This window comes from Archangium violaceum (assembly GCF_016859125.1).
In the GTDB taxonomy this organism is placed as follows: Bacteria; Myxococcota; Myxococcia; order Myxococcales; family Myxococcaceae; genus Archangium; species Archangium violaceum_A.
The window spans coordinates 4,364,002-4,385,739 of record NZ_CP069338.1 but is presented as its reverse complement, the minus strand read 5'-3'; the positions used below and the strand labels follow the sequence as shown (position 1 = coordinate 4,385,739).

20 protein-coding genes and 1 pseudogene are annotated in these 21,738 nt (G+C 69.8%); 10 read left to right on the top strand and 11 right to left on the bottom strand.

What is annotated here, in order from left to right; translation table 11 throughout:
• Positions 1 to 18 precede the first annotated feature (18 nt).
• The 8 genes from JQX13_RS18880 (at position 19) to JQX13_RS18845 (ending at position 8,015) form a co-directional block, all read left to right on the top strand.
• A complete protein-coding gene (locus JQX13_RS18880; protein WP_203410365.1) occupies positions 19 to 663 on the top strand; it encodes a hypothetical protein in 645 nt (214 codons plus the stop codon).
• 154 nt (positions 664 to 817) lie between these two features.
• Positions 818 to 2,077 carry a caspase family protein gene (locus tag JQX13_RS55435; RefSeq protein ID WP_203410364.1) on the top strand — a complete coding sequence of 420 codons (1,260 nt, stop codon included), beginning with the start codon at positions 818 to 820 and terminating at the stop codon, positions 2,075 to 2,077.
• Positions 2,074 to 2,826, top strand: coding sequence for a hypothetical protein (locus JQX13_RS18870; RefSeq protein ID WP_203410363.1), 753 nt, complete (start codon positions 2,074 to 2,076; stop codon positions 2,824 to 2,826). Before JQX13_RS55435 ends, JQX13_RS18870 begins: the two co-directional genes overlap by 4 nt.
• Positions 2,823 to 3,896, top strand: coding sequence for an Ig domain-containing protein (locus JQX13_RS18865; RefSeq protein WP_203410362.1), 1,074 nt, complete (start codon positions 2,823 to 2,825; stop codon positions 3,894 to 3,896). Before JQX13_RS18870 ends, JQX13_RS18865 begins: the two co-directional genes overlap by 4 nt.
• Positions 3,897 to 4,069: 173 nt before the next feature.
• Positions 4,070 to 4,705, top strand: a complete 636-nt coding sequence (locus JQX13_RS18860) for a hypothetical protein (RefSeq protein WP_203410361.1) — start codon at positions 4,070 to 4,072, stop codon at positions 4,703 to 4,705.
• Between the two features lie 110 nt (positions 4,706 to 4,815).
• Positions 4,816 to 6,738 carry a S8 family serine peptidase gene (locus JQX13_RS18855; protein ID WP_203410360.1) on the top strand — a complete coding sequence of 641 codons (1,923 nt, stop codon included), beginning with the start codon at positions 4,816 to 4,818 and terminating at the stop codon, positions 6,736 to 6,738.
• A gap of 248 nt (positions 6,739 to 6,986) precedes the next feature.
• A complete protein-coding gene (locus JQX13_RS18850; RefSeq protein ID WP_203410359.1) occupies positions 6,987 to 7,331 on the top strand; it encodes a hypothetical protein in 345 nt (114 codons plus the stop codon).
• A gap of 84 nt (positions 7,332 to 7,415) precedes the next feature.
• Positions 7,416 to 8,015, top strand: a complete 600-nt coding sequence (locus JQX13_RS18845; RefSeq protein WP_203410358.1) for a hypothetical protein — start codon at positions 7,416 to 7,418, stop codon at positions 8,013 to 8,015.
• 96 nt (positions 8,016 to 8,111) lie between these two features.
• On the opposite strand, the gene JQX13_RS54205 is transcribed toward JQX13_RS18845, so the two are convergent.
• Positions 8,112 to 8,267 carry a hypothetical protein gene (locus JQX13_RS54205; protein WP_239015577.1) on the bottom strand — a complete coding sequence of 52 codons (156 nt, stop codon included), beginning with the start codon at positions 8,265 to 8,267 and terminating at the stop codon, positions 8,112 to 8,114.
• A gap of 67 nt (positions 8,268 to 8,334) precedes the next feature.
• Positions 8,335 to 8,430: pseudogene (locus JQX13_RS54200) on the bottom strand (molybdenum cofactor carrier protein); the annotation flags it as partial.
• Positions 8,431 to 8,592: 162 nt separating this feature from the next.
• Between JQX13_RS54200 and JQX13_RS18835 the strand changes: the two are divergent.
• Positions 8,593 to 9,996, top strand: coding sequence for a cytochrome P450 (locus JQX13_RS18835; protein ID WP_203410357.1), 1,404 nt, complete (start codon positions 8,593 to 8,595; stop codon positions 9,994 to 9,996).
• 27 nt (positions 9,997 to 10,023) lie between these two features.
• On the opposite strand, the gene JQX13_RS18830 is transcribed toward JQX13_RS18835, so the two are convergent.
• The 3 genes from JQX13_RS18830 to JQX13_RS18820 form a co-directional block, all read right to left on the bottom strand.
• A complete protein-coding gene (locus tag JQX13_RS18830; protein ID WP_239014863.1) occupies positions 10,024 to 11,013 on the bottom strand; it encodes a hypothetical protein in 990 nt (329 codons plus the stop codon).
• A 273-nt stretch (positions 11,014 to 11,286) separates the two neighbouring features.
• On the bottom strand, positions 11,287 to 12,933 hold the full coding sequence (locus JQX13_RS18825; protein WP_203410356.1) for a M55 family metallopeptidase: 1,647 nt from the start codon (positions 12,931 to 12,933) through the stop codon (positions 11,287 to 11,289).
• 10 nt (positions 12,934 to 12,943) lie between these two features.
• Positions 12,944 to 14,245 (bottom strand): c-type cytochrome, encoded by a 1,302-nt coding sequence (locus JQX13_RS18820; protein WP_203410355.1) that lies wholly within the window; start codon positions 14,243 to 14,245, stop codon positions 12,944 to 12,946.
• Between the two features lie 266 nt (positions 14,246 to 14,511).
• On the opposite strand from JQX13_RS18820, the gene JQX13_RS18815 reads away from it, so the two are divergent.
• Positions 14,512 to 15,177, top strand: a complete 666-nt coding sequence (locus tag JQX13_RS18815; protein ID WP_203410354.1) for a sterol desaturase family protein — start codon at positions 14,512 to 14,514, stop codon at positions 15,175 to 15,177.
• A 28-nt stretch (positions 15,178 to 15,205) separates the two neighbouring features.
• On the opposite strand, the gene JQX13_RS18810 is transcribed toward JQX13_RS18815, so the two are convergent.
• The 6 genes from JQX13_RS18810 to JQX13_RS18785 form a co-directional block, all read right to left on the bottom strand.
• On the bottom strand, positions 15,206 to 16,348 hold the full coding sequence (locus tag JQX13_RS18810; protein ID WP_239014861.1) for a hypothetical protein: 1,143 nt from the start codon (positions 16,346 to 16,348) through the stop codon (positions 15,206 to 15,208).
• Between the two features lie 284 nt (positions 16,349 to 16,632).
• Entirely contained in the window at positions 16,633 to 17,046 is a 414-nt protein-coding gene (locus JQX13_RS18805) for an imm11 family protein (RefSeq protein WP_343211102.1), read from the bottom strand.
• A gap of 166 nt (positions 17,047 to 17,212) precedes the next feature.
• Positions 17,213 to 18,529, bottom strand: coding sequence for an AHH domain-containing protein (locus JQX13_RS18800; protein ID WP_203410351.1), 1,317 nt, complete (start codon positions 18,527 to 18,529; stop codon positions 17,213 to 17,215).
• A 48-nt stretch (positions 18,530 to 18,577) separates the two neighbouring features.
• Positions 18,578 to 19,153 carry a uracil phosphoribosyltransferase gene (gene upp / locus JQX13_RS18795; protein ID WP_239015316.1) on the bottom strand — a complete coding sequence of 192 codons (576 nt, stop codon included), beginning with the start codon at positions 19,151 to 19,153 and terminating at the stop codon, positions 18,578 to 18,580.
• A gap of 140 nt (positions 19,154 to 19,293) precedes the next feature.
• Entirely contained in the window at positions 19,294 to 20,484 is a 1,191-nt protein-coding gene (locus JQX13_RS18790; protein WP_203410349.1) for a URC4/urg3 family protein, read from the bottom strand.
• Complete coding sequence (locus JQX13_RS18785) at positions 20,477 to 21,730, bottom strand: GTP cyclohydrolase II (RefSeq protein ID WP_203410348.1); 1,254 nt, start codon at positions 21,728 to 21,730, stop codon at positions 20,477 to 20,479. Before JQX13_RS18785 ends, JQX13_RS18790 begins: the two co-directional genes overlap by 8 nt.
• Positions 21,731 to 21,738: the final 8 nt, after the last annotated feature.

Sequence of the window (21,738 nt, the reverse complement as noted above, 5' to 3'; positions counted from 1 at the left end):
TGCCCCTACGCTCGGACCATGACCTCTCGCCTGCCCCCTGGCTCGAAGTCCGTGGTGCTGCTGTGCCTGCTGCTGCTGCTCACGCCCCGTGGAGGCCTCGCCGCCGAAGACGCGCCCCTGGCCTCCCCCACCTCCAATACCGAGGAGCACGGACCCACGCTGCTGGAGGACCCCGCCTCCGGGTCCCTGCGGAGGAGGGCCCCGCTCGCACTCCGTCTGCTCGCGGAAGTGGGCGGGGGCGTGGCGACGACCCTGGCGGGAGGGCTCACGGGTCTCGGGCTGTGCCTGCTCACGGAGTCCCCGGTCCAGAGCGAATGGGGCTGCGCCTATCCCCTCCTCTTCGGGCTCACGGCGGGCCTGTTGGTGGGCTATCCCCTGGGGGTCTGGTGGGGCGGAGAAGCCGTGGGCGGAGATGGAAGCCTGTGGGCCGCGCTCGGGGGAGGGGCCGTGGGGTTCATCGCGGGAGGCCTCCTGGAAGGCACGACCGCTGGCGGCGGCATGGTCATCGCCATTCCCGTGCTCGGCATGATTGGAGCCTCCCTGGGCTACGAGTTGTCACAGCGCCCGGAGCACCCGGAGAGGAGCGCCGCCCACCCACGCCTCCAACCCCTGCTGGCCTTCGACGCCCGAGGGGGAATGCTCGGTCTGAGTGGCCGCTTCTGACACCCGGCATGCGGACAGGGCACACGGCCAGTACGGAAGGTCGGCTGCCCGACACTGCACCCCCTCGTCTCCCACGGAAGGTGCGTGGGAAGAGTCCCTCCGCGCACCCGTGGCACCTTGCCGCCCTGGCTCGCTCCGGAGACACTGTCACCGCATGCGACCGCTCCGATGCGCTGCGGTGACCCTGTGGGCCGCGCTCCTCATTGGTACCGCCGCGAGCGCCGCGCCCGAGCGGGTGGCCTACGCGCTCATCCTCGCCAACAACACCGGGCTCGAACCGAAGCAGGCCCCCCTGCGCTACGCCGACGATGACGGCGCGCGTTACTACGAGCTGCTCTCCTCTCTCACGAAGGAGACCGTGCTCCTCACCGTGCTGGACGAGGAGACGCAGGCACGCCACCCGGGGCTCGCCTCCCGGACCCGGCCCCCGACCCGCAGGGCGCTCAAGGAAGCGCTCGGCCAGCTCAATGCCCGCATGGCCGAGGACCGCAAGCGCGGCGACGAGCCCGTGCTCTACTTCGTCTTCACCGGCCACGGAAAGCGCGGGCCCGCCGGAGAGGGCATGGTGAGCCTGCTGGATGGGCCCTTCACGCGCACCGACCTCTACGCGCAGGTCATCGCGCCCAGCACCGCCGCCTTCATCCACCTCATCGTGGACGCGTGTGATTCGTACTTCTTCGTCAACTCGCGCGGTGCGCTGCCGGTGGCGCCCGCCCAGGCGCAGGCGGTGCGGGGCCTGCTGGCCGCGCGCGAGCTCGGGCGCTACCCGCACGTGGGCGCCGTGCTGTCCACCACCCGCGAGCAGGAGAGCCACGAGTGGAGCGCCATCCGCTCGGGCGTCTTCAGCCACCAGGTGCTCTCCGCGCTCGCCGGGGCCGCGGACGTCAACGCGGACGGGCGGGTGGAGTACTCGGAGCTGAGGGCCTTCGTCGCCGCCGCCAACCAGGGCGTGGAGGACGTGCGGGGCCGGCTCGAGGTGTCCATCCAGCCGCCCGCGCAGGATCGCTCGGCGGCGCTGGTGGACCTCGGGGACAGGGCGCGCCTGGGCTTCCTGCTGCTGCCCGCGGGCCTGGAGGGCCGGCTGTGGGTGGAGGATTCGCGGGGCCTGCGGGTGGCCGAGTTCAACAAGGAGCGCGAGCGCTCCGTGGTGCTGGGATTGCCCCCCGGCCCTGGTTACTTCCTGCGGGCCTTCGGACGCGAGGCCGCCTTCAGGTTCGCCCGCCCGGGCGCGGTGGTGAACGCGGGGAGCCTCTCCTGGAGGGACAACTCCATCGCCGCCCGCGGCGCGGTGGATGACGCCTTCCGGGACAAGCTCTTCTCCGTGCCCTTCGGCCCCCGCTTCTACGCGGGATACATGGCCAGCCTGGGGCAGACGCCCGTGGCCCCCGAACAGGGACCCGATCTCACACCATGAGTCTTCTTTCGTTCGCGCTGGTGCTGGCACTGGCGCAGGCCCCTGCCCCGTGCAGGGGAGAGCGGGTGGTGCTCGTCCCCTTCCAACCGGTGGCGCTGTCGACCGCGGAGGCGCGTGAGCTGGAGGACACCGTGCGCCGGGTGGCGGAGAGCACCTCCGGCATGTGCCTGGAGCCGCGCGCGACCACGGTGGCGAAGGTGCGCGCGCAGGGTGGACGGCTCGTGGGCTGCGTGGACGCGATGTGCCGGGGTGCCCAGGTGCAGGCGTTCGGCACGGACCGGGTGGTGCGCGGCGTGGCGCTCGGCGTGGGGGGTGGGCGCAGCGTGGCGCTCACGCTGGTGGACCGCGAGGGCCAGGAGTCCCACAGCCTCGTGCAGCTCTCCGGAGAGGGGCTCCCGCCAGGCCTGGAGGCGGCGCGCATCCGCGAGGCCTTCGACGCGCTGTGGTCGGCGCGGCTCGCCGCGAGGACCGTGGAGCGCCCGAGGAAGGTGTGGCCCACGGTGATGCTGGCGGCCGGAGGCGTCGCGCTCGCGGCCGGAGTGGGCTTCGGGCTGGCCGCGCGCCGCTCGGAGACGAGCCTCTCGCGAGGGAGCGCGGGCTGCTCCGGAGAGGGCGAGGCGTTCCGCTCCTGCATCTCGGGACGCATCCAGGAAGGCCGGAAGCAGGCACGCACGGCCAACGTGCTGATGGGAGCGGGTGCGCTGCTGGGCGCCGGTGGGGCCGTCTTCTTCGTCTGGGAGCTGCCATGAGACGCTGGCCGCGGTGGATGATGGGAGGGGCCGTGCTCCTCGGAGTAGTGGCGTGCGCCTTCCAACCGGACTTCTCCCGCTTCCCCACGTGTGATGACCAGGGCGCGTGCCCCGGGGGCTGGACGTGTCTGGCGTCCGAGAAGGTCTGCCTCCCGGACTGCGGCGAGCGTGGACCGTGTCCCCTCGAGGTACCCTCGGACATGGATGGAGGTGGCTCCGACGCGGGCACGGACGGCGGGGACGCCGACGCGGGTCCGACGCAGCTCGTGCTCATACCGGATGGCCCCGGAAGGGGGCTGGAGACGGAGACCTTCTCCCACCGATTCCAGGCGAGCGGCGGAACCCCGCCCTATGCCTTCTCCATCACCGCGGGCGAGCCTCCTCCAGGCCTGACGCTCGACCCCGAGGGCATCCTCTCCGGCAGGCCGACCACGGCCGGGGACTTCCTCTTCACCGTGGAGGTGGTGGACCGGAGCGAGACGCCCCAGCGCTCCAGCCAGGAGTTCTCCGTGCGCATCCGCCCCCTGTTGCGTCTGGCCGGGCCGGGCGTGCTCGCGTTCTTCGAGAGTGGCAAGGAGTACGTGGATCAGCTCTCGGCCACCGGGGGCAAATCGCCCTATACGTACGAGATCGTGTCGGGCAGCCTGCCTTCGGGCATCGTCCTGCGCGATGACGGGCAGGTCGACGGAAAGGCCTCGGATGACACCAGCACCCCGCCCTTCGACGTGCGGGTGACGGACTCCGACGAGCCTCCACAGACCGCCGTCCGCCGCATCCAGCTCACCTCCATCACCTGCTCGTCCTCGCAGGTCTGCATCAAGACCAGCGCCCTCCCCGATGCACGGGTGGGCTCGTCCTATACCCATCCCCTCCAGACAACCCCCACCTCCGTCACCTGGGAGGTGGTGGACGCATCCAAGCTGCCGCCGGGCATCACCCTGAACGCCAGCACGGGTGTCCTCTCGGGGCAACCCACGCAGGCGGGCGTCTACGAGTTCACCGTCTCCGCGTCGACGGGACTGTTGGGTCCCGCGACCTCGAGTCGCACGCTGAAGATGACGGTGTTCTGAGCGCTGGAGCGCCATCCACATGGGGACGCGAAAAGCCCCTGGGAGAAGAGTGCCCTCAAACCGCTCGGAAAATAATTTTTAAATCAGGGCGATCCAGCTCTGGGCTCTTTTTCCAAGAAATGGGTGAAGGCGCGATTCAACCCCACCCCACGCGCCTGACTGAGGAGCCCACCATGAACACCCGTCACCTGAAGCATTTCCTCGTTGGCGCCGCGTTCGCGGGTCTCGCCGTCCCAAGCGTCGCGCTGGCCGACCCCACCTGCGCCTACATCATCGGCCACGTCGACTCGTACACCGTGGCCACCCCGGCCGTGGCCGTCGTCGTTCCCGACAGCGACGCCTCCGTCCAGCCCATCCGCGTCCACCTGGATGAGACGGGCCAGACCATCCTCGGCTACTCGGTGCGCGTGCCCGGCGTCGACGCGGAGACGGACGGCCAGCCGGTGTTCGTCCCCGGCGTCTCGCAGGACATCCCCTCCATCTCCGCCACCCTGCCGGAGCTCAACCTCACCCCCAGCCGCTGCGTCAACGTCGACGGCGTGAGCACCCCGGCCGTCCCCGTCTACATCCCCGCTTCCGCCCTCACCCTGCCGGGCGGCACCGCGGAAGTGGGTGGCATCATCATGAACATCGTGGGCCACCCGGTGACCGCTCCGGGCCAGCTCATCACCTTCGACGGCAAGACGATCGTCATCCCCGAGCGCGAGGCCGGCGTCCCGAGCGTTCCGGTGGGCACGCCCGACCAGAGCATCACCGTCGACGTCAACGGCACCGTGAAGACGGCGCACTACCTCACGCCCAACAGCTGAGCGGACAGCGGATCCAACCCGGAACACCCGAAACAAATAGGAAGTGAAGCGCCCGCGGCCCTCCGCCGCGGGCGCCCTTTTCATCCGAGAGTCTTCATCTGGGAACGAACATGACACCGCCGTTCAAGACACTGGGCCTCGCCCTCACCACCACCGCCCTCCTCACGGGCTGCGGCACCTCCGCACCGGAGAGCGCCCAGGGTTCAGCAGCGGAGGCCCGCCCGGCCCGTACCGCGCTCCAGGGAGGCAAGAAGAAGCCCGTCGTGGAGCAGCCCACCACCGACCCGAGCGCCTGCACCGCGCTCTACTCCACGCCCCAGGCGCAGGCGGCGCTCACCCAGGCCGTGATGGACCCGTCGCTGGCCGCCGACGGGCTGGTGAAGACGCTCATCCTCTCCTTCAACACGCAGGAGGCGGTGGCGCCCGCGGTGGACCTGCTGAAGGGGACGCTCGGCATCTCCCTGGGAGAGGGCCTCGGCGCGCTCGAGGCGCTGCCCATGGTGGCACTGAAGGTGCCCGTCACGCCCCTGCTCCTGAGCACGCTGCGCACCACGCTGCAGCCGCTCGGCCTGGTGTCCATCTACCAGGACCGGCCACTGCACTACTTCCTGGACGAGAGCGTCCGCTACATCCAGGCGGACACCGCGCGCACGGCCTTCAATGCCACCGGCGCGGGCGTGGGCGTGGGCATCATCGACTCGGGCGTGGACGGCACGCACGGGGATTTCCCCAACCTGGTGAAGAACGTGAAGGTGGCGGCGCCCATCCTCGAGACGGGCGTGAGCGGCGCGCTCTACATCGACGTGCCCAACAGCGACCTCACCAGCGGCCACGGCACGCACGTGGCCAGCACCATCGGCGGCTCTGGCGCCCGGTCCGGCGGCAAGTACAAGGGCGTGGCCCCGGGCGCGAGCCTCATCGCCGTGGGCGCGGGCGAGGCCATCAGCATCCTCTACGCGCTCCAGGGTTTTGACTACCTGCTGAGCCCGGACATCCGCGAGACGTACAACGTCCGCGTCATCTCCAACTCGTGGGGCACCAGCGGCAGCCACTTCGCGCCGTTCGATCCCGTCAGCATCGCCTCCAAGCGCGCCTACGACGAGGGCATCGTGGTGGCCTTCGCGGCGGGCAATGACGGCCCCGGCGAGGACACGCTCAACCCGTACAGCGCCTCGCCGTGTGCCATCTCGGTGGCGGCGGGAGCGGCCAAGGACACCCGCGCGGCCACCAACCCGCTCATCAGCCAGGGCGTGCCGGGTCAGCTCGCCGACTTCTCCAGCCGCGGCATCCCGGGCGATGAGAACCACCACCCGGACATCACCCTGCCCGGCGTGGCCATCGTCGCGGCGCGCGCCACCACGGCCACCGTGGCGCAGCCGTACCTCGGCCTGGACGGCCTGCACCCGGAGCCCTTCTACGCGGCCCTCGATGGCACCTCCATGGCCACCCCGCACCTGAGCGGCGTGGTCGCGCTGATGCTCGAGGTCAACCCCACGCTCAACCTGGACGGCGTGCTGGCGGCGCTCACGTCCACCGCCCGGCCCATGTACACGCAGGACGCCACCACCGGCGCCACGCGCCAGCTCGAGACGTGGGAGGCGGGCGCGGGCTACGCGGATGCCTACGCCGCCGTGCGCGCCGCCTCCGAGTCCGCCGGCACCCGCACCACCACCGTCACCACGGCCCTGCCGGGCTGGAGCGGCAACGTGAGCCTGTCGGTGAAGGTGCCCATCCTGGACGTCACCCTCGCGGAGGCCTCGCACGAGCACGCCCTCACCGTGCCCGCTGGCGCCAACGCCCTGCGCATCGCCACGGACTGGGGCAACCCGGCGCTCGACCTGGACCTCTACGTCTACGATCCGAGCGGCAACCTGGTGGGTACCAGCGCCAACGGCACCTCCGTCTCCGAGTCGGTGTCCATCCCCCACCCCGTGGCGGGCACCTGGCGCGTGCGGCTCGAGGGCTACCTCAACACGCCCACCAGCTACACGGGCACGGCCGAGGTGGACACGCTCGTCCCGGTCTCTCAATAACACGCGCGCGTCCGCTCCCTTGGCGCGCCGCCCACGGCGCTGGGTAAGCTCCCCCTCCCGGCGCCGTGGGTGTCTTTTCCCATGCCATTCCATGGCACCTCTCGAGAACCGACCGCTCCCCTGGTTCGGAGGCTCGTTGTCGGAGGTGCACACATGACTGTTCGCTGGGTGATGGCGAGCACGTCGTTCCTCCTGCTGCACGAAGGCTGCGCCCATGACACCCGCAGCATGCTCCTGAAGCGGAAGCCTTGCTGGCGGAAGCCATCGACAACGGACTGCTGACCGTGTCGGCGGCAGCGCAGATGCAGGAGCGGCTCACCCAGCTCGAGGCCCGGGAGGCCGAAGCGGAAAGTTCCTCGGAAGAGGAGCAGACCTGCCGGTCGCGACACCCCGACCACCCGATGTGCCAGACACTGCCCGAGGCGTACTCCCACCACAGTGCCCAGCAGGCGTTGAATGCCATGAAGAGCAGGCTGGGGGAGAAGAGCCTGGGTCCTCATCATCCGGAGGCCACGGAAAGGGGACCTTGCCCGCGCATCGGACTGCATTACAACGTTCGCGCGAATGGCCGGAGAGCAGGCTCCATCACCTGATGTCCTTGCTGCGTGGATACCGCGAGCGGCCCGATCCAATGGATGAAGTGCCGCATCGTCTGGTGAACGACAAGGAGAGCGACCATGGAAGCAGGCAGCCCCGATGCGGAGCTCCAGGCCTCGAGGCTCGCAGCCGAGGAGAGGGACTGGAACGGCTGCCTGGCGGTGACGGAGGAGTTACTGCTCCGGTTGCCCGCGAGCCGGGCGGTGAGACGGGTCCGTCAGGTGGTGGAGCGTCACCTCCCCACGTTCGAGCGGCATCAACCCGGAGTGCGGTGGCCGCGTGAACTCATCGAGTCCATACGAGACGAGGAACCGCTGGATGACGGGGGAGGCTGGCCCGAAGAGGAGGACGATCATCCCGGGCCAGGTGCCAACAATTTCACGCGAGCCGTGGAAAACCTCTGGCGGGCCAGCCGAAGCGGCGCCGAGGCACAGCAGCGCACGGAGGCATTGGGAAGCGCCATCGCCAGTGTCATCCTGGCGGAGGAGATGGAATCCTGGGGCTCGCGCCACCCCGAGGAATGGAGCCGTTGGTACGAGCTCGCAAGCGCTGGTGGCAACGACCCGCGCGTGCCCGCGACGCAGCTCACGCTCATGAGGGACCCTGAGTCCATGCGACTCGAGCGAGCCGCATGGATGGAGATCGCGGCACCGCTCGAGGAGGCCCTGGGCGAGCGTTGAACACCGCACGGCGCACTCCGTGTTCCGCGCGACCTGGGGCGTGCGGCGCCCGCCCTTCTACCGGACGCTCACAGTCTCCGTGAACACGCCCCGCCCTCAGCCAGAAACCGCGGACTCCTGGCCTGGCGCGGAGAGGAGGAAGTCGCACACCCGCTCCAGCGAGTCCGTGCGCTCGAGCGCCTCGGGAAAGGCGTGGAAGGCCTCGCGCGGGCCGAAGAGGATGAGGGGCTTGTGGTAGCGCAGCGCGAGCACCGGCCACGAAGGCCTCCGCCGCCGCGCGCATCACCCCACCTCCCGCCCCCGTCAGCAGGTGGAAGCCCCTCCCGGCGATCCACCGCGCCAGCGGCTCCACCCACTCCCGGTGCTCCTCCTTCCCCGAGCCCAGGACTCCGATGACTTCACGTCGGGTACGCATGGTCCATGCTCCTGGCGCGGACGGGTGAGGGACGGCCCTCACCCTAGCCGTCTGTCAGGGGGAGGGGGACCCATCACGTCCCGTCAGTCGCCCGCTGTACGCTGGCCCCCACACGGCGCGGCGTACACAATGCCGCATTCTTTTCGGACCTGACTGGAAGCCATGACGACCCCCGCACCGCTGCCCCCCATGCCTCCCGGCCACTGGCTCTGGGGCCACCTGCCCGAGCGCGCGAGAGATCCACTCGGCCTGTACCTGAAGAGCCGCGAGCGACTCGGCGACGTGGTGCGCTACCGCATGGGCTACATCTTCGTGGAGCAGCTCACCCACCCGGACCATGTGAAGCACGTGCTCGCCGACGCGAACGCGCGCTACACGAAGGGCACCGTCTTCGACAAGACGCGCCCCCTGGTGGGCAACGGCCTGCTCACCGCCGACGGTGACTTCTGGAAGCGCCAGCGCCGGCTCGCCCAGCCCGCCTTCCACCGCGAGCGCCTGGCCGCGCTCGGCGCGAGGATGACGGACACCATCACCGAGACACTCCAGACGTGGGAGCCCGCGGTGGCCTCGGGCCGGCCGCTGCCGGTGTTCCAGGAGATGATGAAGCTCACCCTCACCGTGGCGGTGCGCTCGCTCTTCGGCGTGGACGTGGGCGAGCACACCCGCGCCGTGGGTGACGCCTTCACCACCGCGCTCTCCGTCACCAACGAGCGCATCATCTCCCCCCTGCCCTACCTGCCCTGGCTCTACCGTCTGCCCTCGCGCGACAACCGCGCCTTCCGCGAGGCGGTGGACACGCTGGACTCCATCGTACGCGGCATCATCTCCCAGCGCCGCGTGAAGGGGCCCGGGGCGGGCGCGGATGAAGATCTGCTCGGCATGCTGATGGCCGCGAGCGACGCGGACACCGGGGACACCTTCGACGACGCGCAGCTGCGCGACGAGGTGATGACGCTGTTGCTGGCCGGCCACGAGACGACGGCCACGGCGCTCGCGTGGACCTTCCACCTGCTGGAGCAGAACCCCGAGGTGGAGGCCACCCTGCACGCGGAGGTGGACGCGGCGCTCGGCGGGCGGGTGCCCACCCTGGCGGATCTACCGAAGCTGCGCTACGTGGGCTGCGTCTTCGAGGAGGCCATGCGCCTCTACCCGCCCGTCTGGGCCATCCCCCGCGTGCCCCTGGAGGATGACGTGGTGGACGGCTACCGGATTCCCAAGGGGGACATCGTCATCCTCGTCCCCTACGTCACCCACCGTCATCCGGACTTCTGGCCCGAGCCGGAGCGCTTCGATCCCACGCGCTTCCTCCCGGAGAACAGCAAGGACCGGCCGCGCTGGGCCTACCTGCCCTTCGGCGGAGGGCAACGCCAGTGCATCGGCAACAACTTCGCGATGATGGAGGCGCAGTTCGTGCTCGCCCTGGTGGCCCAGCGCTTCCGCCTGCGCGGGGTACCCGGCGTCCCCGTGGAGCCCGAGCCCCACGTCTCCCTGCGTCCCCGCGGTCCCATGCCCATGCACGTGGAGCGCCGCGAGGACAGGTCCCAGGTGCGCGCTCGCACGGCGTGAGCCGGAAGGCGGCCGGCCCAGGGCCTCTCAGGGGGCGGGGCAGGAGCCGCAGTCGGGCAGGCAGCTGTCGGCGGTGACACCCCAGCCGCAGCTCTCGCCCTGCTGGCAGACGCCGTCACCGCAGCGGTGGACATCCTGGGGCCGCATGCGGGTGGTGAGAGGCCTGTACTGCATGCCGTTGACGGTGCACTGCGTGTAGTACATGCCGTTGGCGTCCAGCGTGCAGTGCTGCTCACACTGGCCGATGCGCTTGAGCTGCGTGCACTCCGCGTTGGAGAGCGCCCCATAGCCCCTCAGGCCGCACGGACGCGAGGTGCTCTCCTCCGCGGCCAGCGCGTTGCGGTCGTTGCCGGCGAAGAGACCCTCGCTCGTGAAGACGTTGCCGAAGAAGCACGACTCCTTCCTGGGGAAGGACGCCAGCTCGTCGGCGGTGTAGGGGATGTCCACCCCGTTCGCGTCGCGCCCCAACACGGAGATGGAGATGTGCAGCCCATAGTTGTTGGCGTGGGCCGCCAGGCACGCGGAGACGACCTGCTGCTCCACCACGGTGGCCGGAGCCCCGCTCGCCCAGCTCGGCGCCAGGCCCAGCCCGCCCTGCCAGGTGTAGAAGACGCCCGTGCTCGGGTTGACGAAGCTGCGGGTCTGTCCCGCCGGCACCGCGCAGCGGACCATGTAGCGCATCAGCTGCTCATGCCCCGCCGGATTGCCGTTGAACCAGTTGGCGAAGTTCGTGGTGGACAGCCCGTTGAGCGACAGGCCATTGAGCGACAACCCGTTGAGCGACAACCCGTTGAGCGACAACCCGTTGAGCGACAGCCCGTTGTCCTCCTGGACGGCTCGCTCCTGCGTGTGCAGCGCCAGCTCCTGCTCCTCGGAAGGCAGCTCCTGCACACCACAACCCGTGGCCCCCACCACCAGAGAGAGCGCCGACGCGAGCACCCACATCGTCACGCTTCCACCCGCCGCCCCACGCCCGGCCACCCCGTTCCGCAGACCCTCAAAAGACGTGAAACCCATGGCACACCTCTCCAGCGCACGGCCACCTGGGGCTCACCAGGTGCCGAACGTCAGGGTGGGTATGCGCTGAGTTCCAGGCATGGGCCGGAAGTCGGGGAAAGCCGTAGAGGTGCACCGTGGACACCCAGGCCGTATGACGCTCGACGTTTGGTTCCGACGGGCGTCAGGCGTGCAACAGCACAAAGGCCCTACACACATTCCCCTACAGGCCACAGGTGGAAAGTCATTTCCCAATGACGGGAAGATGACGCCACGCGGGGTGTCATCCGGTCTTCACCGTGGGAAAAGTCTTTCCTCAGCGCCCGTGAAAGCGAGAAGCGCGCCTGCTGTCGCATGGGCATCACCCAGATCGCCCTCGGGTCGCTGCTGCGCGGAGATCAGAGACAGGAGCGCCTCGTGGGCCCCGCCTCCGGCCTCGCCCACGCACTGGAGACAGAAGGCCAACTCCGCCGCCAGGTCCGCGTCACCCTGCTCCACCACCCAGGGCGTGGCCACCAGCAGCTCCTCCGTCCACGCCGCCGTGCCCGGAGCTTTCGGGGGGAAGCGCAGGTAGCGGGTGTCCAGCAGGAACAGATGCGTGAGCCAGTAGAGGTCCGCCAGGCGCGACATGTCCCGGAAGGCCCGCTCGGGGATGGACAGGCGCACGTCCAGGCCACACGTGGCGGCCATCTCTCCCAACAGCCACGCGTGGAGGCCATAGCCCTCGCCGTCGAGGTGCTCCAGGTAGGCCTGGAGGATGTGCGGCACCAGCGGCGCGTGGGGGAGGCCCCGCTCGCGGAGCACGTACCAGGCGTCCACCCGGGACATGCCCGCCTCCGGGGACAATCCCGCGGGGAGCGACAGGGGCACCTCCGCCAGCGCGGCCACCGCGGCCTCCAGCGTGGGCCCCAGCGCCCTGCGCGCGAAGACCCCGGGCGCGTGGCCCTCCAGCATGTGCAGCGTCAGTGCGCGCAACGCTCGCGCCTCGTCGCTTCCGCCCTCCGTGAGGGAGAGGAAGGCCCGCAGCGCCCGCTCCACCGCCTCCGTGCTCGGGGGCTTCGGGTGCGCGGGAGGCCCCGGCAGGAGGAAGAGGGCCGCGGCGTCCCGCAGGAAGGAGGCACTGCCGGGCTCGCCCGCCACGGCGCTCCCCAACACCGAGCTCGCGGCGGACGCGGCGCGCAGGGCCCGGGTGTAGCGCTCACGGAAGGTGCGCCCCTCCACCTCCACCCGGTAGCGGTCCACCCGCCGGGCACCGGTCTCGGCCGCGAGCGCCGCCTGGTGCCCACTCTTGAAGGTGAGGACGAGTGGCGCGTCCGGGAGCGGCTCCACCGGACGGCCCGGCAACGCGGCGGCGCGGGACAGCTCCGGGAGCACCTCCTCGGGAGGGCGCGAATCCGCGCGGGTGGAGGAGAGAGCCACCTTGGTGCGCACGTAGCCCACGCGCCCACCGAGCCGGGCCTCCAGCACGTCGTCGCCGGAGACGAACACGGCGGGCACGCCCGCCTCCGCCGCGAGCGCCAGCACGAGGTCCGCCTCCGACAGTCCCCGGCCAGCGCACGTCCACGCGCCCACCAGGTCCACGGTGTGCGCACAGAAGCCCGCGAGCCCCGCCTCCGCATGCATCCCCAGGCAGGCCACCGCCTGGACGTCCTCGAAGAAGGGGGGCGCGTACGCATCCTCCTCGAGGAAGCACGGCTCGGCCGCGGGGTGCAGCGACTCGAGCAGCAGGTTGGTCCCGCCGGAGCCGGACAGGTGGCTGTCGCTCACCCGGACGCGCTGGAAGCCCGCGGCGAGCAGGCCCTCCACCGCGGCGTTCACCTCCGCCGTCAGCAGGGCCTGGGCGCGCACGTACTCCGGCGTCCCGGAGATGAGCGCGCCGGGAGTGTCCACGCCGGCCACGCCCTCGAGGTCGACCACGAGCAACGCCCGGCGCTCGCCCATGACGTGCCTCCTACTTGCCCGCCTTGGGGCCACCGGCCTTGATCCACCGGGCCAGCACGAGCGCCGTGGGCTCGTCGACGAGCGAGGCGTAGGTGGGCATGGCGGTGCCGGGGACGAACTTCTCCGGGTTGCGGATCCACTTCACCAATTCCTGCTCCGGCTTGCCGGCGGCATTGACGATGCGCTCGTGGTAGCGCGCGCCCGGGGCATGGCACAGCGTGCACCCCAGCCGCGAGAAGAGGGCGGCGGCGTCCACGTTCTTCCGGGGCTCGGCCTGCGCGAGCACGAGCTCCATGAGTCCGGCGGGCGCCGAGGTGCGCACGGGCGAGCCCGGCTCCACCGCTCGCGTGGACGGAGCGTCCGACGTCACCCGGGCCGACGGAGCCCCCGCGGCGGGAGCGGTGTGGGGCCGGGCACCGGGCACCTCGTTGCGGCGCGGAGGCAGCGAGCGCAGGTACTCGTAGAGCGCCTGCATGTCCACGTCATCCGCGCCGCGGTAGCGCGGCATGGGGAAGCGGACGATGGCCCCGGGCGCGAGCCCATCACGCACGGCGCGGGTGAAGTCCTCGAGGCTCCAGCCCTGGATGCCGGTGGCATCGAAGGTGATGTTGCTGGAGCGGATGGGCTTGCCATCGGCGCCGAGGAACTCGCGGCCACCGGAGAAGCCCCTGGGCCCGTCGGCGTCCTTCGGATCGAAGCTGTCCGTGTGGCAGCCGGCGCAGTCGAGGACGCTGGCCATGTAGCGGCCATACTCCACGGTGGGGCCCTTGGGAGGCACGGGCATGCCCGAGGCGGGGTGCTCGGGCACGCGGGACACCATGCGGTAGGCCAGGCCTCCGAAGAAGGAGAACTCCGTGCGCGGCGCCACGGTGGCATCGGGCTCGAAGAGCGGGTGCTGGGAGCGCATGAAGCCCAGCACGGCCGCGAGATCCTTGTCGCCCATGATGGACGACGGCATGGGGATGAGACGCCCGTCGCGGCTGACGCCGTAGCGGATGACGCGGGCCAGCTCCTCGTCCTTCGCCGAGCCGATACCCGCGGTGGGATGGGCGGTGAGGTTGGCGGTGTAGAGGGAGCCGAGCCACCCGGGCGCGTCCCTCATGGGCGCACCGGTGACACGCTCCGAGTCGGGCCCCCGGTGGCAGCCCTCGCAGGCCCCCCGGAAGATGCTCTCACCGCGCGAGAGGGCCTCGGAGGACATGTCCGCCCGGATGGGAGGATAGGCGGTATTGGCGACACTCGCGCACCCGGACAGCAGGACGCTGCCCACCAGCAAGGTGCCATACACGGCGCTCGAGACTCGACGGTGCATCCTTCACGACCTCCAGAGAAATCCAGGATGCCGTAACTCCAGGTTCAGCGGTAGACACCGCCCCTCCGCCCGTTCCCCGAGGAGGCGGGGGGGCCCGGACGCGCCCCACCGGACACAGGGTGGGATATCTCCGGTATTTTCGTGGCGTCGCCTTTGGGGCCCGGGGGTATATAAGGAGCGCGGCGGCGGTATGCGCCTGGCAACACCCCTGTTGCCCATCCGGGGGCCGGCCCCTACCGACACCCCTCATTCGAGCTGGTACGGCCATGAAGACCGAATACGTGCGCCACTCCTCCGGGCGGATGTTCGAGAACGACTTCCTCGAAGCCGCCTCGAAGATCCACCCTGTCGTTCCCTTCGTCTTCTACATCCCCATCATCATCGGCCTGCTGGCCTGGGGACTGTGGAGCGGAACCACCACCGTGGGAAAGCTCGCCCTGTTCGGGGTCCTGGGGTACCTCACGTGGTGCTTCATGGAGTACACGCTGCACCGCAACCTCTTCCACTGGGAGGGGAACGGGCCGCTGACCCGGCGCTTCCACGCCATCATCCACGGCTACCACCACACGTACCCGGATGATCCCCAGCGGCTGGTGATGCCGCTGGGCGCGAGCATCCCGCTGGCCATCGTCATCGGCGGGCTGCTGTGGCTGGTGGGCCGGCCGGACGCCACGATTCCGTACTTCTGCGGCATCGTGGTCGGCTACCTCGTCTACGACTACCTGCACTGGGCGGTGCACTACAAGAAGCCGTGGACCAACTGGGGCAAGGCGCTGCGCGCGCACCACATGGCGCACCACTTCGCCTGCCCGGACAAGAACTTCGGCATCAGCCACCGGTGGGTCGACGTGCTGCTGGGCTCGATGCAGGTGCGCGGGCAGGCGGCTCGCGAGGCGGCGAAGCAGTCCACGGGCGCCAACACGGCGGAGTAGTCCCCGCCGTGCGCCACCGGGGCACGCCTCAGGGGTGGGCGGCGGAGGCCGACGCCCATTGCCAGGCGGAGCCCCGGTGCAGGGCCGCGTAGATGCGGTCCCTCAACTCGTTGCACTCGGCGTGGGTGAGCGAGCGGTCGAGCGCGCGCAGCACCACGCGCAGCAGCACGTTCTTCTGCCCGGGTGAAATGCCGAGCCGCTGCACGGCGGCGGGCGGCAGCGCCTCGTAGGGCGTCTCCGAGAGCACCTCGACGGATTCCACCACCTCGGCCCGCGAGCCGAGCGCGGCGCGCACCACGTCCCCGAGCTCCTCGGAGGTGGCGTCGTCCTCGAGCACCAGGGACAGGTCCCTGCGCACCGCGGGCATGGAGGACACCTCGCGGTAGGGCTCCAGGTCGAGCATCTGCGAGCAGATGCGTGGGTCCTCGGCACGCAGCAGGCGGATGTCGTCCAGGCCCTTGCGCAGCATGAGGATGCGATCCATCCCCAGCCCCATGGCGAGCCCCGAGACGCGCGCCGTATCGAGCCCACTCTCCGCGAGCAGCTCGGGGTGGGCGAGGCCACACTCGCCGATCTCCACCCACTCGCCGCCCTGGCGGACGTCGATCTGCAGTCCATCCGTGGTGTACGGATGCCGGGCCGGGGTGACGCGCGACTCGCGCCCGGGAAGCAGCGCACGCACCACCGTCTCCACCATGAGGCGCAGGTCCTCGACTCCGAGCGGAGCACCCCGCCGGACGCGCCAGAGGTCCATCTGGTGGGGCTCACCGGTGTGCAACCGGTCGATGCAATCGCGGCGGTAGACGAGTCCAGGACAGGCGAGCAGCACATCCTCGGGGGACTGGGGTGTGGCGGCGAGTTGGCGCAACAGCGGCGGAATCATCGCCGAGGTCTGGGTGCGAAGCAGCGCGGTGTCACAGACGTAGCGCGTATAGCGCGCGTCGCGGGCGACACCATCGGGCGGGTAGCGCAGCCGGTCGTAGTTGTCGGAGACGGAGACGATGGGGCTCTGCCGGTGCAGACGCACGTCGCAGCGCCACGCCTCGCGGAGGGCGGCGAGCACGTCGTCGACGAGGCGCTGCATGGCATGAGGGCCGGAGGAGGGATCGGTCAGGTCACGGACGGACAGGGCACGGCGGACAGCATCGGTGCTGAGAATGCAGACGGACATGGAAGGGCTCTCGGACTGGAGTGGAAGGAAGACAGCTCCAGGCGACGCCCGGTCCTCGAGGAGAGGAGGAGGCGGCGCCACGCTCGGATACCCCCCGAACCCCTGGTCCAGGTGGGCATCACGCCGAGAGGCGATCCGCCGAGGGAGAACGGGCTAGCGACGCAGCACGGCCTCCCGGCACCTGGTGGGGCTCGGGGGGCGGCTAAATCGACGCTGGCACGTCAGGAGAATCATCGCTCGAAGAAGGTAACCGCGGTCCGGGCCGAAAGCAATCCGGGGCCCGCTCACACCTCGACGAACCGTGTACCGGTGAGGCCTTCCTGCTCCAGGGCCTGCTTGAGGTCCTCCGAGATGATGAGGCCCTGTGACCAGCCCCAGGTGCGGAAGATATGCGCGTCTCCCACCTGGGTCGGGTCGATGCGCATTCCCACGACGGAGCGGTACCTGCCCACCTTCTCCGGCTGGCCGTCCTCCGGCCGCCAGTATAGAGCCTCCTCGCACCGGGCATCGTCGATGCAGCGGATGATGCGCAGCGTGTTGAGGATGAAGAAGGGCCCGGCATGACCGTCCACTCGAGTGGGAATGAACTGCACGTCCTGGATACCCAGGCGCTCGAAGAGATGGACGAAGCGGTCGTTGACCACGGGAATCGAGAAGGCAGCAAGACTGAAGTCCAGCTCCACACCATCGGGCTTCACGGCAAACCAGATCGCGCCCTGGAGGGAGAGCTGAATGCCTTTGGAGAATTGCCAGGGGCTGATTCGCTGTCCTTGTTCATCCAAGGGACCACTCAAATGCCAGCGCCCCAGATGGTAGATGTCATCCTCCAGCTCGAAATATCCTGGCATGCTTCTCGCTACGTCCTCAGTCCTGAGACTTCGTTGCCAACCTGTGGAGTCGTGACCCTGGAGTGCATACCTCTTCAGCAATCTTCCGGAGCGCCTCCAGCAACTTGCTCCTACATCGAGCAGCGGTTTCACAGTCTTCAATCGCCGCGCTGAGCTTCGTGTATACCTCCTTATGGTACGCCTCTGGATGCGGACCTTTGTGGCCCTTGAGGTAGATGAGGTTCTCCGCAGCGTCCAGGCTCATTCCCGCGAAAGCGAAGAGTTCCTCGAACCTGGGCGTCCAGGGTCCGCCTGACACCGTCGAGATGTCGTTCTTGTTGGTGGCCAGGTGGTGCCAGTGGTAGCCGTCCTTCGCCTCCGAGCCATCGGTGCAGGCACTTCCCACCGTGGCCGCCGCCGTTCCCGCCGCCACTCCCGTCACGACGACCGTGCCATCCGCCACCATCTGTACCGTCGTCGCTCCCTGCACCGTCACTCCTCCGGGCAATGCGAACCGTGGCGAGCGCAACAACGTCCCCAGTCCTCCCTCCGGCACTCCGGGCAACCCCTTCGCCACTCCCATGCTGGCCACTAGCACCAGCACCCTCAGCCCCACTCCTCCCATCGCCCTGCCGAAGCGCTCCGCCACCGCTTCGAGCTCCTCCACCGTCCTCGCCGCCTCCGCCTCCTGGTACAGCCTCACGCAGGCTCGTGCCACCTGCGTCAGCTCCACCACGCCCACCGCCAGCGTCAGCCTCAACGTCAGCGTCGCCACGAAGGCCTTGGTGAAGACAGGCTCCGGTGCCAGCCACGCCGCGAAGTACACCAGCACCGACAGCGCCACTCCGGAGAGGAACACCGGCGAGCTGAACAACTCCCTCGCCGCCTCACGCACTCCCTCGCCCATGTAGCCAGCTGACAGTTTCAGCGCCAGCAAGAGCCGGCTCCGCTCCATCGCCCCGGGCATGGGCAGCAGCGGCGGTCCGTACCTCGACAGGTACTCCTGCCTCAACCGCGACTCCCACTCCGCAGGCTGGCTCCCTCCCTGTCCCCTCGATGCCAGCACGAGCCGGGAGCGCTTCCGTGGCTTCTCCGCCTCTTGGAATGACTCCTGGAAGAACGCCAGGGCCGCCCTCGCCTCCTCCACTCGCATCCGCTCCAGCGCCGGGTTCGGCACCACCGGCTCGAAGGCGAGCCGGTGCCTTCCTCCCGAGAGCTCCTCTACCTCTACGACTTTCGGCTCCCTCTCACGGCCCGCCCCACGGAAAGCACCCCCTGGGGACACCGCGCATGAAAGGGGCACCAGCAACAACAGCGCCACGGCCGCTCGCGGCCATGTGAGGGTTCTCCGCATGGCGCGGCAGCATGCATGCCCCGCTGTCGCCGCACCACCGGACGCGCGCTACCTCGTGCCAAAGAGCCGATCGCCCGCGTCGCCCAGACCCGGCAGGATGTAGCCGTGCTCGTCGAGCTTCTCGTCCACCGCCGCGGTGAAGACACGCACGTCCGGGTGGTGCTCGCGCAGGTTGGCCAGGCCCTCGGGACACGCCAGCAGACACACGAAGCGCAGGCTCCCGGGCTTGCTCTTCTTGATGCGGTTGAGCGCCGCCACCGCCGAGTTCCCCGTCGCCAGCATCGGGTCACACACGATGACGTCCCGGTCCGCCAGCTGGTTCGGCACCTTGTAGTAGTACTCCACCGCCGTCAGCGTCTTGGGATCTCGATACAAGCCAATGTGACCCACGCGGGCGCTCGGCACCAGCTGCAGCATCCCGTCCAGGATGCCCTGCCCCGCTCGGAGGATCGCCACCAGCACCAGCTTCTTGCCCTCCAGCACCGGTGCCGTCATCTCCATCATCGGCGTCTCGATGGTCTCCTCTGTCAGCTTCAAGTCCCGCATCGCCTCGTAGGCGAGCAACAGGGAGATCTCCTGCAACAACGCGCGGAACGAGGCCGTGCTCGTGTCCTTGCGCCGCATCAGCGTCAGCTTGTGCTTCACCAGCGGGTGGTCCACCACGGTGCAGTTGTCCGAGTACGTCACGGCTGTCTCCTCGTTCTTCGCTCGAGTGAAAGAAATACCCTCACCCCAACCCTCTCCCGGAGGGAGAGGGGGTATTCTCAGAACACCGTCCCGTCGCTCTCGATGCGGATCGGCGGCGTGCCCCCCGGGCGCCTCTCCGCGGCGATGCGCCTCCCCGCACTCCATGTCCCTCCTTGCAGCACCTTCGCCAGTGGGAGCTCCTCCGCCGTCTTCCCCAGCCGCTCGCGTACCCGCTTCGCCACCTCGTCCAGCAGCGCCACCGTCAGCGCGCGCCACTCCACGATGGGCTCCTCTCCCGGCGAAAAGGCATCCGTCAGCAGCCGCACATCCCTCGGCGCCAACACGCCCAGGTCCACCAGCAGGCCACCGTTGCGGTACTCGGGCAGCCCGGTGAGCGCGTCCAGCTCCGTCACCGTGATGCCGCCTTCCTCCAGTGGCTCCAGCAGCGAGTACGTCAGCCACTGCGACAGCTTGTGGAAGGGCACCAGCGCCTCCGGGCTGTCGTCAGGCCCCAGCGCCGGGTGCCACCACACGTCGCCCAGGTTCACCCCGTCCAGCGTGATGCGTCCCGGCCAGATGGGGCCGAGCGACTCCAGCACCCGCCCCAGTACCTCCGCGGCGGGCACCCGCGGACCTCTCTCCGCGAGCTGATCATGGAGCGCCCCGGGCCTCGGCAGCGCGTGCCCCAGCCCGTGCAGCAGCGTGAGCCGCCCCTCCAGCCCCGCCAGCGGGTTGTCCTCCGTCACCTGGAAGCCCCTCGCCAGCGCTTCGAGGCTCAGGCGCCGCAACCCCTCGGCGTCCGCGCGCAACGGCTGGCTCGGGTCCGAGGAGAACGCCCCCGCCATGAACATGCGGAAGCTGGCCACGGCCAGGCCCTCGGAGCGCGCATACGTGCCTCCCCCGGGTTCCACGTACTTCCACGTGGGCCCACTGCCCGCGTCCAGCAGCACGCTCGTGACGACCAGGTCCAGCTTCGCACGGGCCCGCTCGGCGGGCGGCAGCGTGGCCAGACGCGCATCCAGCTCCGCGTTGCGCCGCACTCCCCCCACGTCGAAGTGTCCCCAGCGGCTGTGCACCGGAATCTCCAGCGTGGGGTACGCCGCGCGAGTGACGTCCAGCACGTAGTCCGCCACGGCCGGCAGCCGCTCCATGTCCACGCGGAAGTGCCTCAGCTTCCCGGCGAGCCCCAGCTCCAACAGGGCCCGGCAGCGCTCGCGGATGGCGCGCGGGCTCCGCAGGTACGCGACGGCGGTGGAGACGTCAGGCATCGAGCGCCCTGCCCTTCACATCCACGAGCTCCTCCTTCGAGGCCACCTTGCCCGTGGTGAAGTAGCCGGCGGCCTTCTTCGCCTCCATCTCCACCTTGGCATCCGCGGGAATGAGCTCCTCCGGAATCGGCACGCGCTCGAGGATCTCGATGCCCGAGCGGACGATGGCGTCGTGCTTCATGTCGCTCATGGACACGAAGCGGTGGATGCGGGTGATGCCCAGCCAGTGCAGCGCGTCCGGCATCAGCTCCTGGAAGCGCATGTCCTGCACGCCGGCCACGCACTCGGTGCGGTGGAAGTAGGTGGCCGCCGAGTCCCCGCCCTCCTGGCGCTTGCGCGCGTTGTACACGAGGAACTTCGTCACCTCGCCCAGCGCGCGGCCCTCCTTGCGCGAGTAGACGATGACGCCCGCCCCTCCCTCTTGCGCCGTCTGGATGCACACCTCGATTCCGTGCGTGAGGTAGGGCCGGCACGTGCAGATGTCGCTGCCGAACACGTCCGAGCCGTTGCACTCGTCATGCACGCGCACCGCCAGGGGCACGTCCGGGTTGGAAATGGTGTCCATGTCCCCGAAGAAGTAGAGGGTCAACCCGCCAATCGGCGGCAGGAAGACCTCCAGGTCCGAGCGGGTGATCAGCTCGGGGAACATGCCGCCGGTCTGCTCGAAGAGCCCGCGGCGCAGCGCCGCCTCGGTGAGGCCGAAGCGCTTCGCGATGCCGGGCAGGTACCACACCGGCTCCACCGCGGCCTTCACCACGCTCACGTCCCCGTTGGCGCAGAGAATCCTGCCATCCGGCTTCAGGCGCCCGGCCGTGATGGCGTCACGCAGCTCGGGCATGTTGATGTGCGCGCGGGTGATGGCGATGGTGGGCCGGAGGTCCATGCCCTGGTCCATGAACGCGCGGAAGGCCTGCGGAGCCACCGCGCCCCACGGGTCCATCGAGACGATGCGCTCGGGGTCGAACCAGGCCTTGTGGGGACCGATCTGCGCGGCGGGCGCGGTATTGGTGAGATCCGCCCGATGGTCGTGCGGCAGCTGACCGGCGGCCACCGCGACGGCCCGGTAGATGGCGTACGAACCCGAGTGCGTCCCGATGACATTGCGGTGCGCGGGCTCCGTCAGGGTGGCGATGACGGGACCCCGGCGCAGCGGCTCGGACTCACCCCAACGGATGGGGACGGCCTGGGAATCGCTGTCGGGGTGCGAGGTGAGACGGATGTGATTGACGGACTTCTTGTCGGACATGAGGCGCC

What these genes read in the sequence shown, in the direction of transcription:
- JQX13_RS18880 (WP_203410365.1), top strand. Translation starts at nt 19, where the DNA reads ATGACCTCTCGCCTGCCCCCTGGCTCGAAGTCCGTGGTGCTGCTGTGC.
- JQX13_RS18860 (WP_203410361.1), top strand. Translation starts at nt 4,070, where the DNA reads ATGAACACCCGTCACCTGAAGCATTTCCTCGTTGGCGCCGCGTTCGCG.
- JQX13_RS18825 (WP_203410356.1), bottom strand. Translation starts at nt 12,933, where the DNA reads ATGGGCGAGCGCCGGGCGTTGCTCGTGGTCGACCTCGAGGGCGTGGCC.
- JQX13_RS18800 (WP_203410351.1), bottom strand. Translation starts at nt 18,529, where the DNA reads ATGCGGAGAACCCTCACATGGCCGCGAGCGGCCGTGGCGCTGTTGTTG.
- upp (WP_239015316.1), bottom strand. Translation starts at nt 19,153, where the DNA reads ATGCGGCGCAAGGACACGAGCACGGCCTCGTTCCGCGCGTTGTTGCAG.
- JQX13_RS18865 (WP_203410362.1), top strand. Translation starts at nt 2,823, where the DNA reads ATGAGACGCTGGCCGCGGTGGATGATGGGAGGGGCCGTGCTCCTCGGA.
- JQX13_RS18845 (WP_203410358.1), top strand. Translation starts at nt 7,416, where the DNA reads ATGGAAGCAGGCAGCCCCGATGCGGAGCTCCAGGCCTCGAGGCTCGCA.
- JQX13_RS18790 (WP_203410349.1), bottom strand. Translation starts at nt 20,484, where the DNA reads ATGCCTGACGTCTCCACCGCCGTCGCGTACCTGCGGAGCCCGCGCGCC.
- JQX13_RS55435 (WP_203410364.1), top strand. Translation starts at nt 818, where the DNA reads ATGCGACCGCTCCGATGCGCTGCGGTGACCCTGTGGGCCGCGCTCCTC.
- JQX13_RS18815 (WP_203410354.1), top strand. Translation starts at nt 14,512, where the DNA reads ATGAAGACCGAATACGTGCGCCACTCCTCCGGGCGGATGTTCGAGAAC.
- JQX13_RS18785 (WP_203410348.1), bottom strand. Translation starts at nt 21,730, where the DNA reads ATGTCCGACAAGAAGTCCGTCAATCACATCCGTCTCACCTCGCACCCC.
- JQX13_RS18830 (WP_239014863.1), bottom strand. Translation starts at nt 11,013, where the DNA reads ATGGGTTTCACGTCTTTTGAGGGTCTGCGGAACGGGGTGGCCGGGCGT.
- JQX13_RS18820 (WP_203410355.1), bottom strand. Translation starts at nt 14,245, where the DNA reads ATGCACCGTCGAGTCTCGAGCGCCGTGTATGGCACCTTGCTGGTGGGC.
- JQX13_RS18810 (WP_239014861.1), bottom strand. Translation starts at nt 16,348, where the DNA reads ATGTCCGTCTGCATTCTCAGCACCGATGCTGTCCGCCGTGCCCTGTCC.
- JQX13_RS18855 (WP_203410360.1), top strand. Translation starts at nt 4,816, where the DNA reads ATGACACCGCCGTTCAAGACACTGGGCCTCGCCCTCACCACCACCGCC.
- JQX13_RS18870 (WP_203410363.1), top strand. Translation starts at nt 2,074, where the DNA reads ATGAGTCTTCTTTCGTTCGCGCTGGTGCTGGCACTGGCGCAGGCCCCT.
- JQX13_RS18835 (WP_203410357.1), top strand. Translation starts at nt 8,593, where the DNA reads ATGACGACCCCCGCACCGCTGCCCCCCATGCCTCCCGGCCACTGGCTC.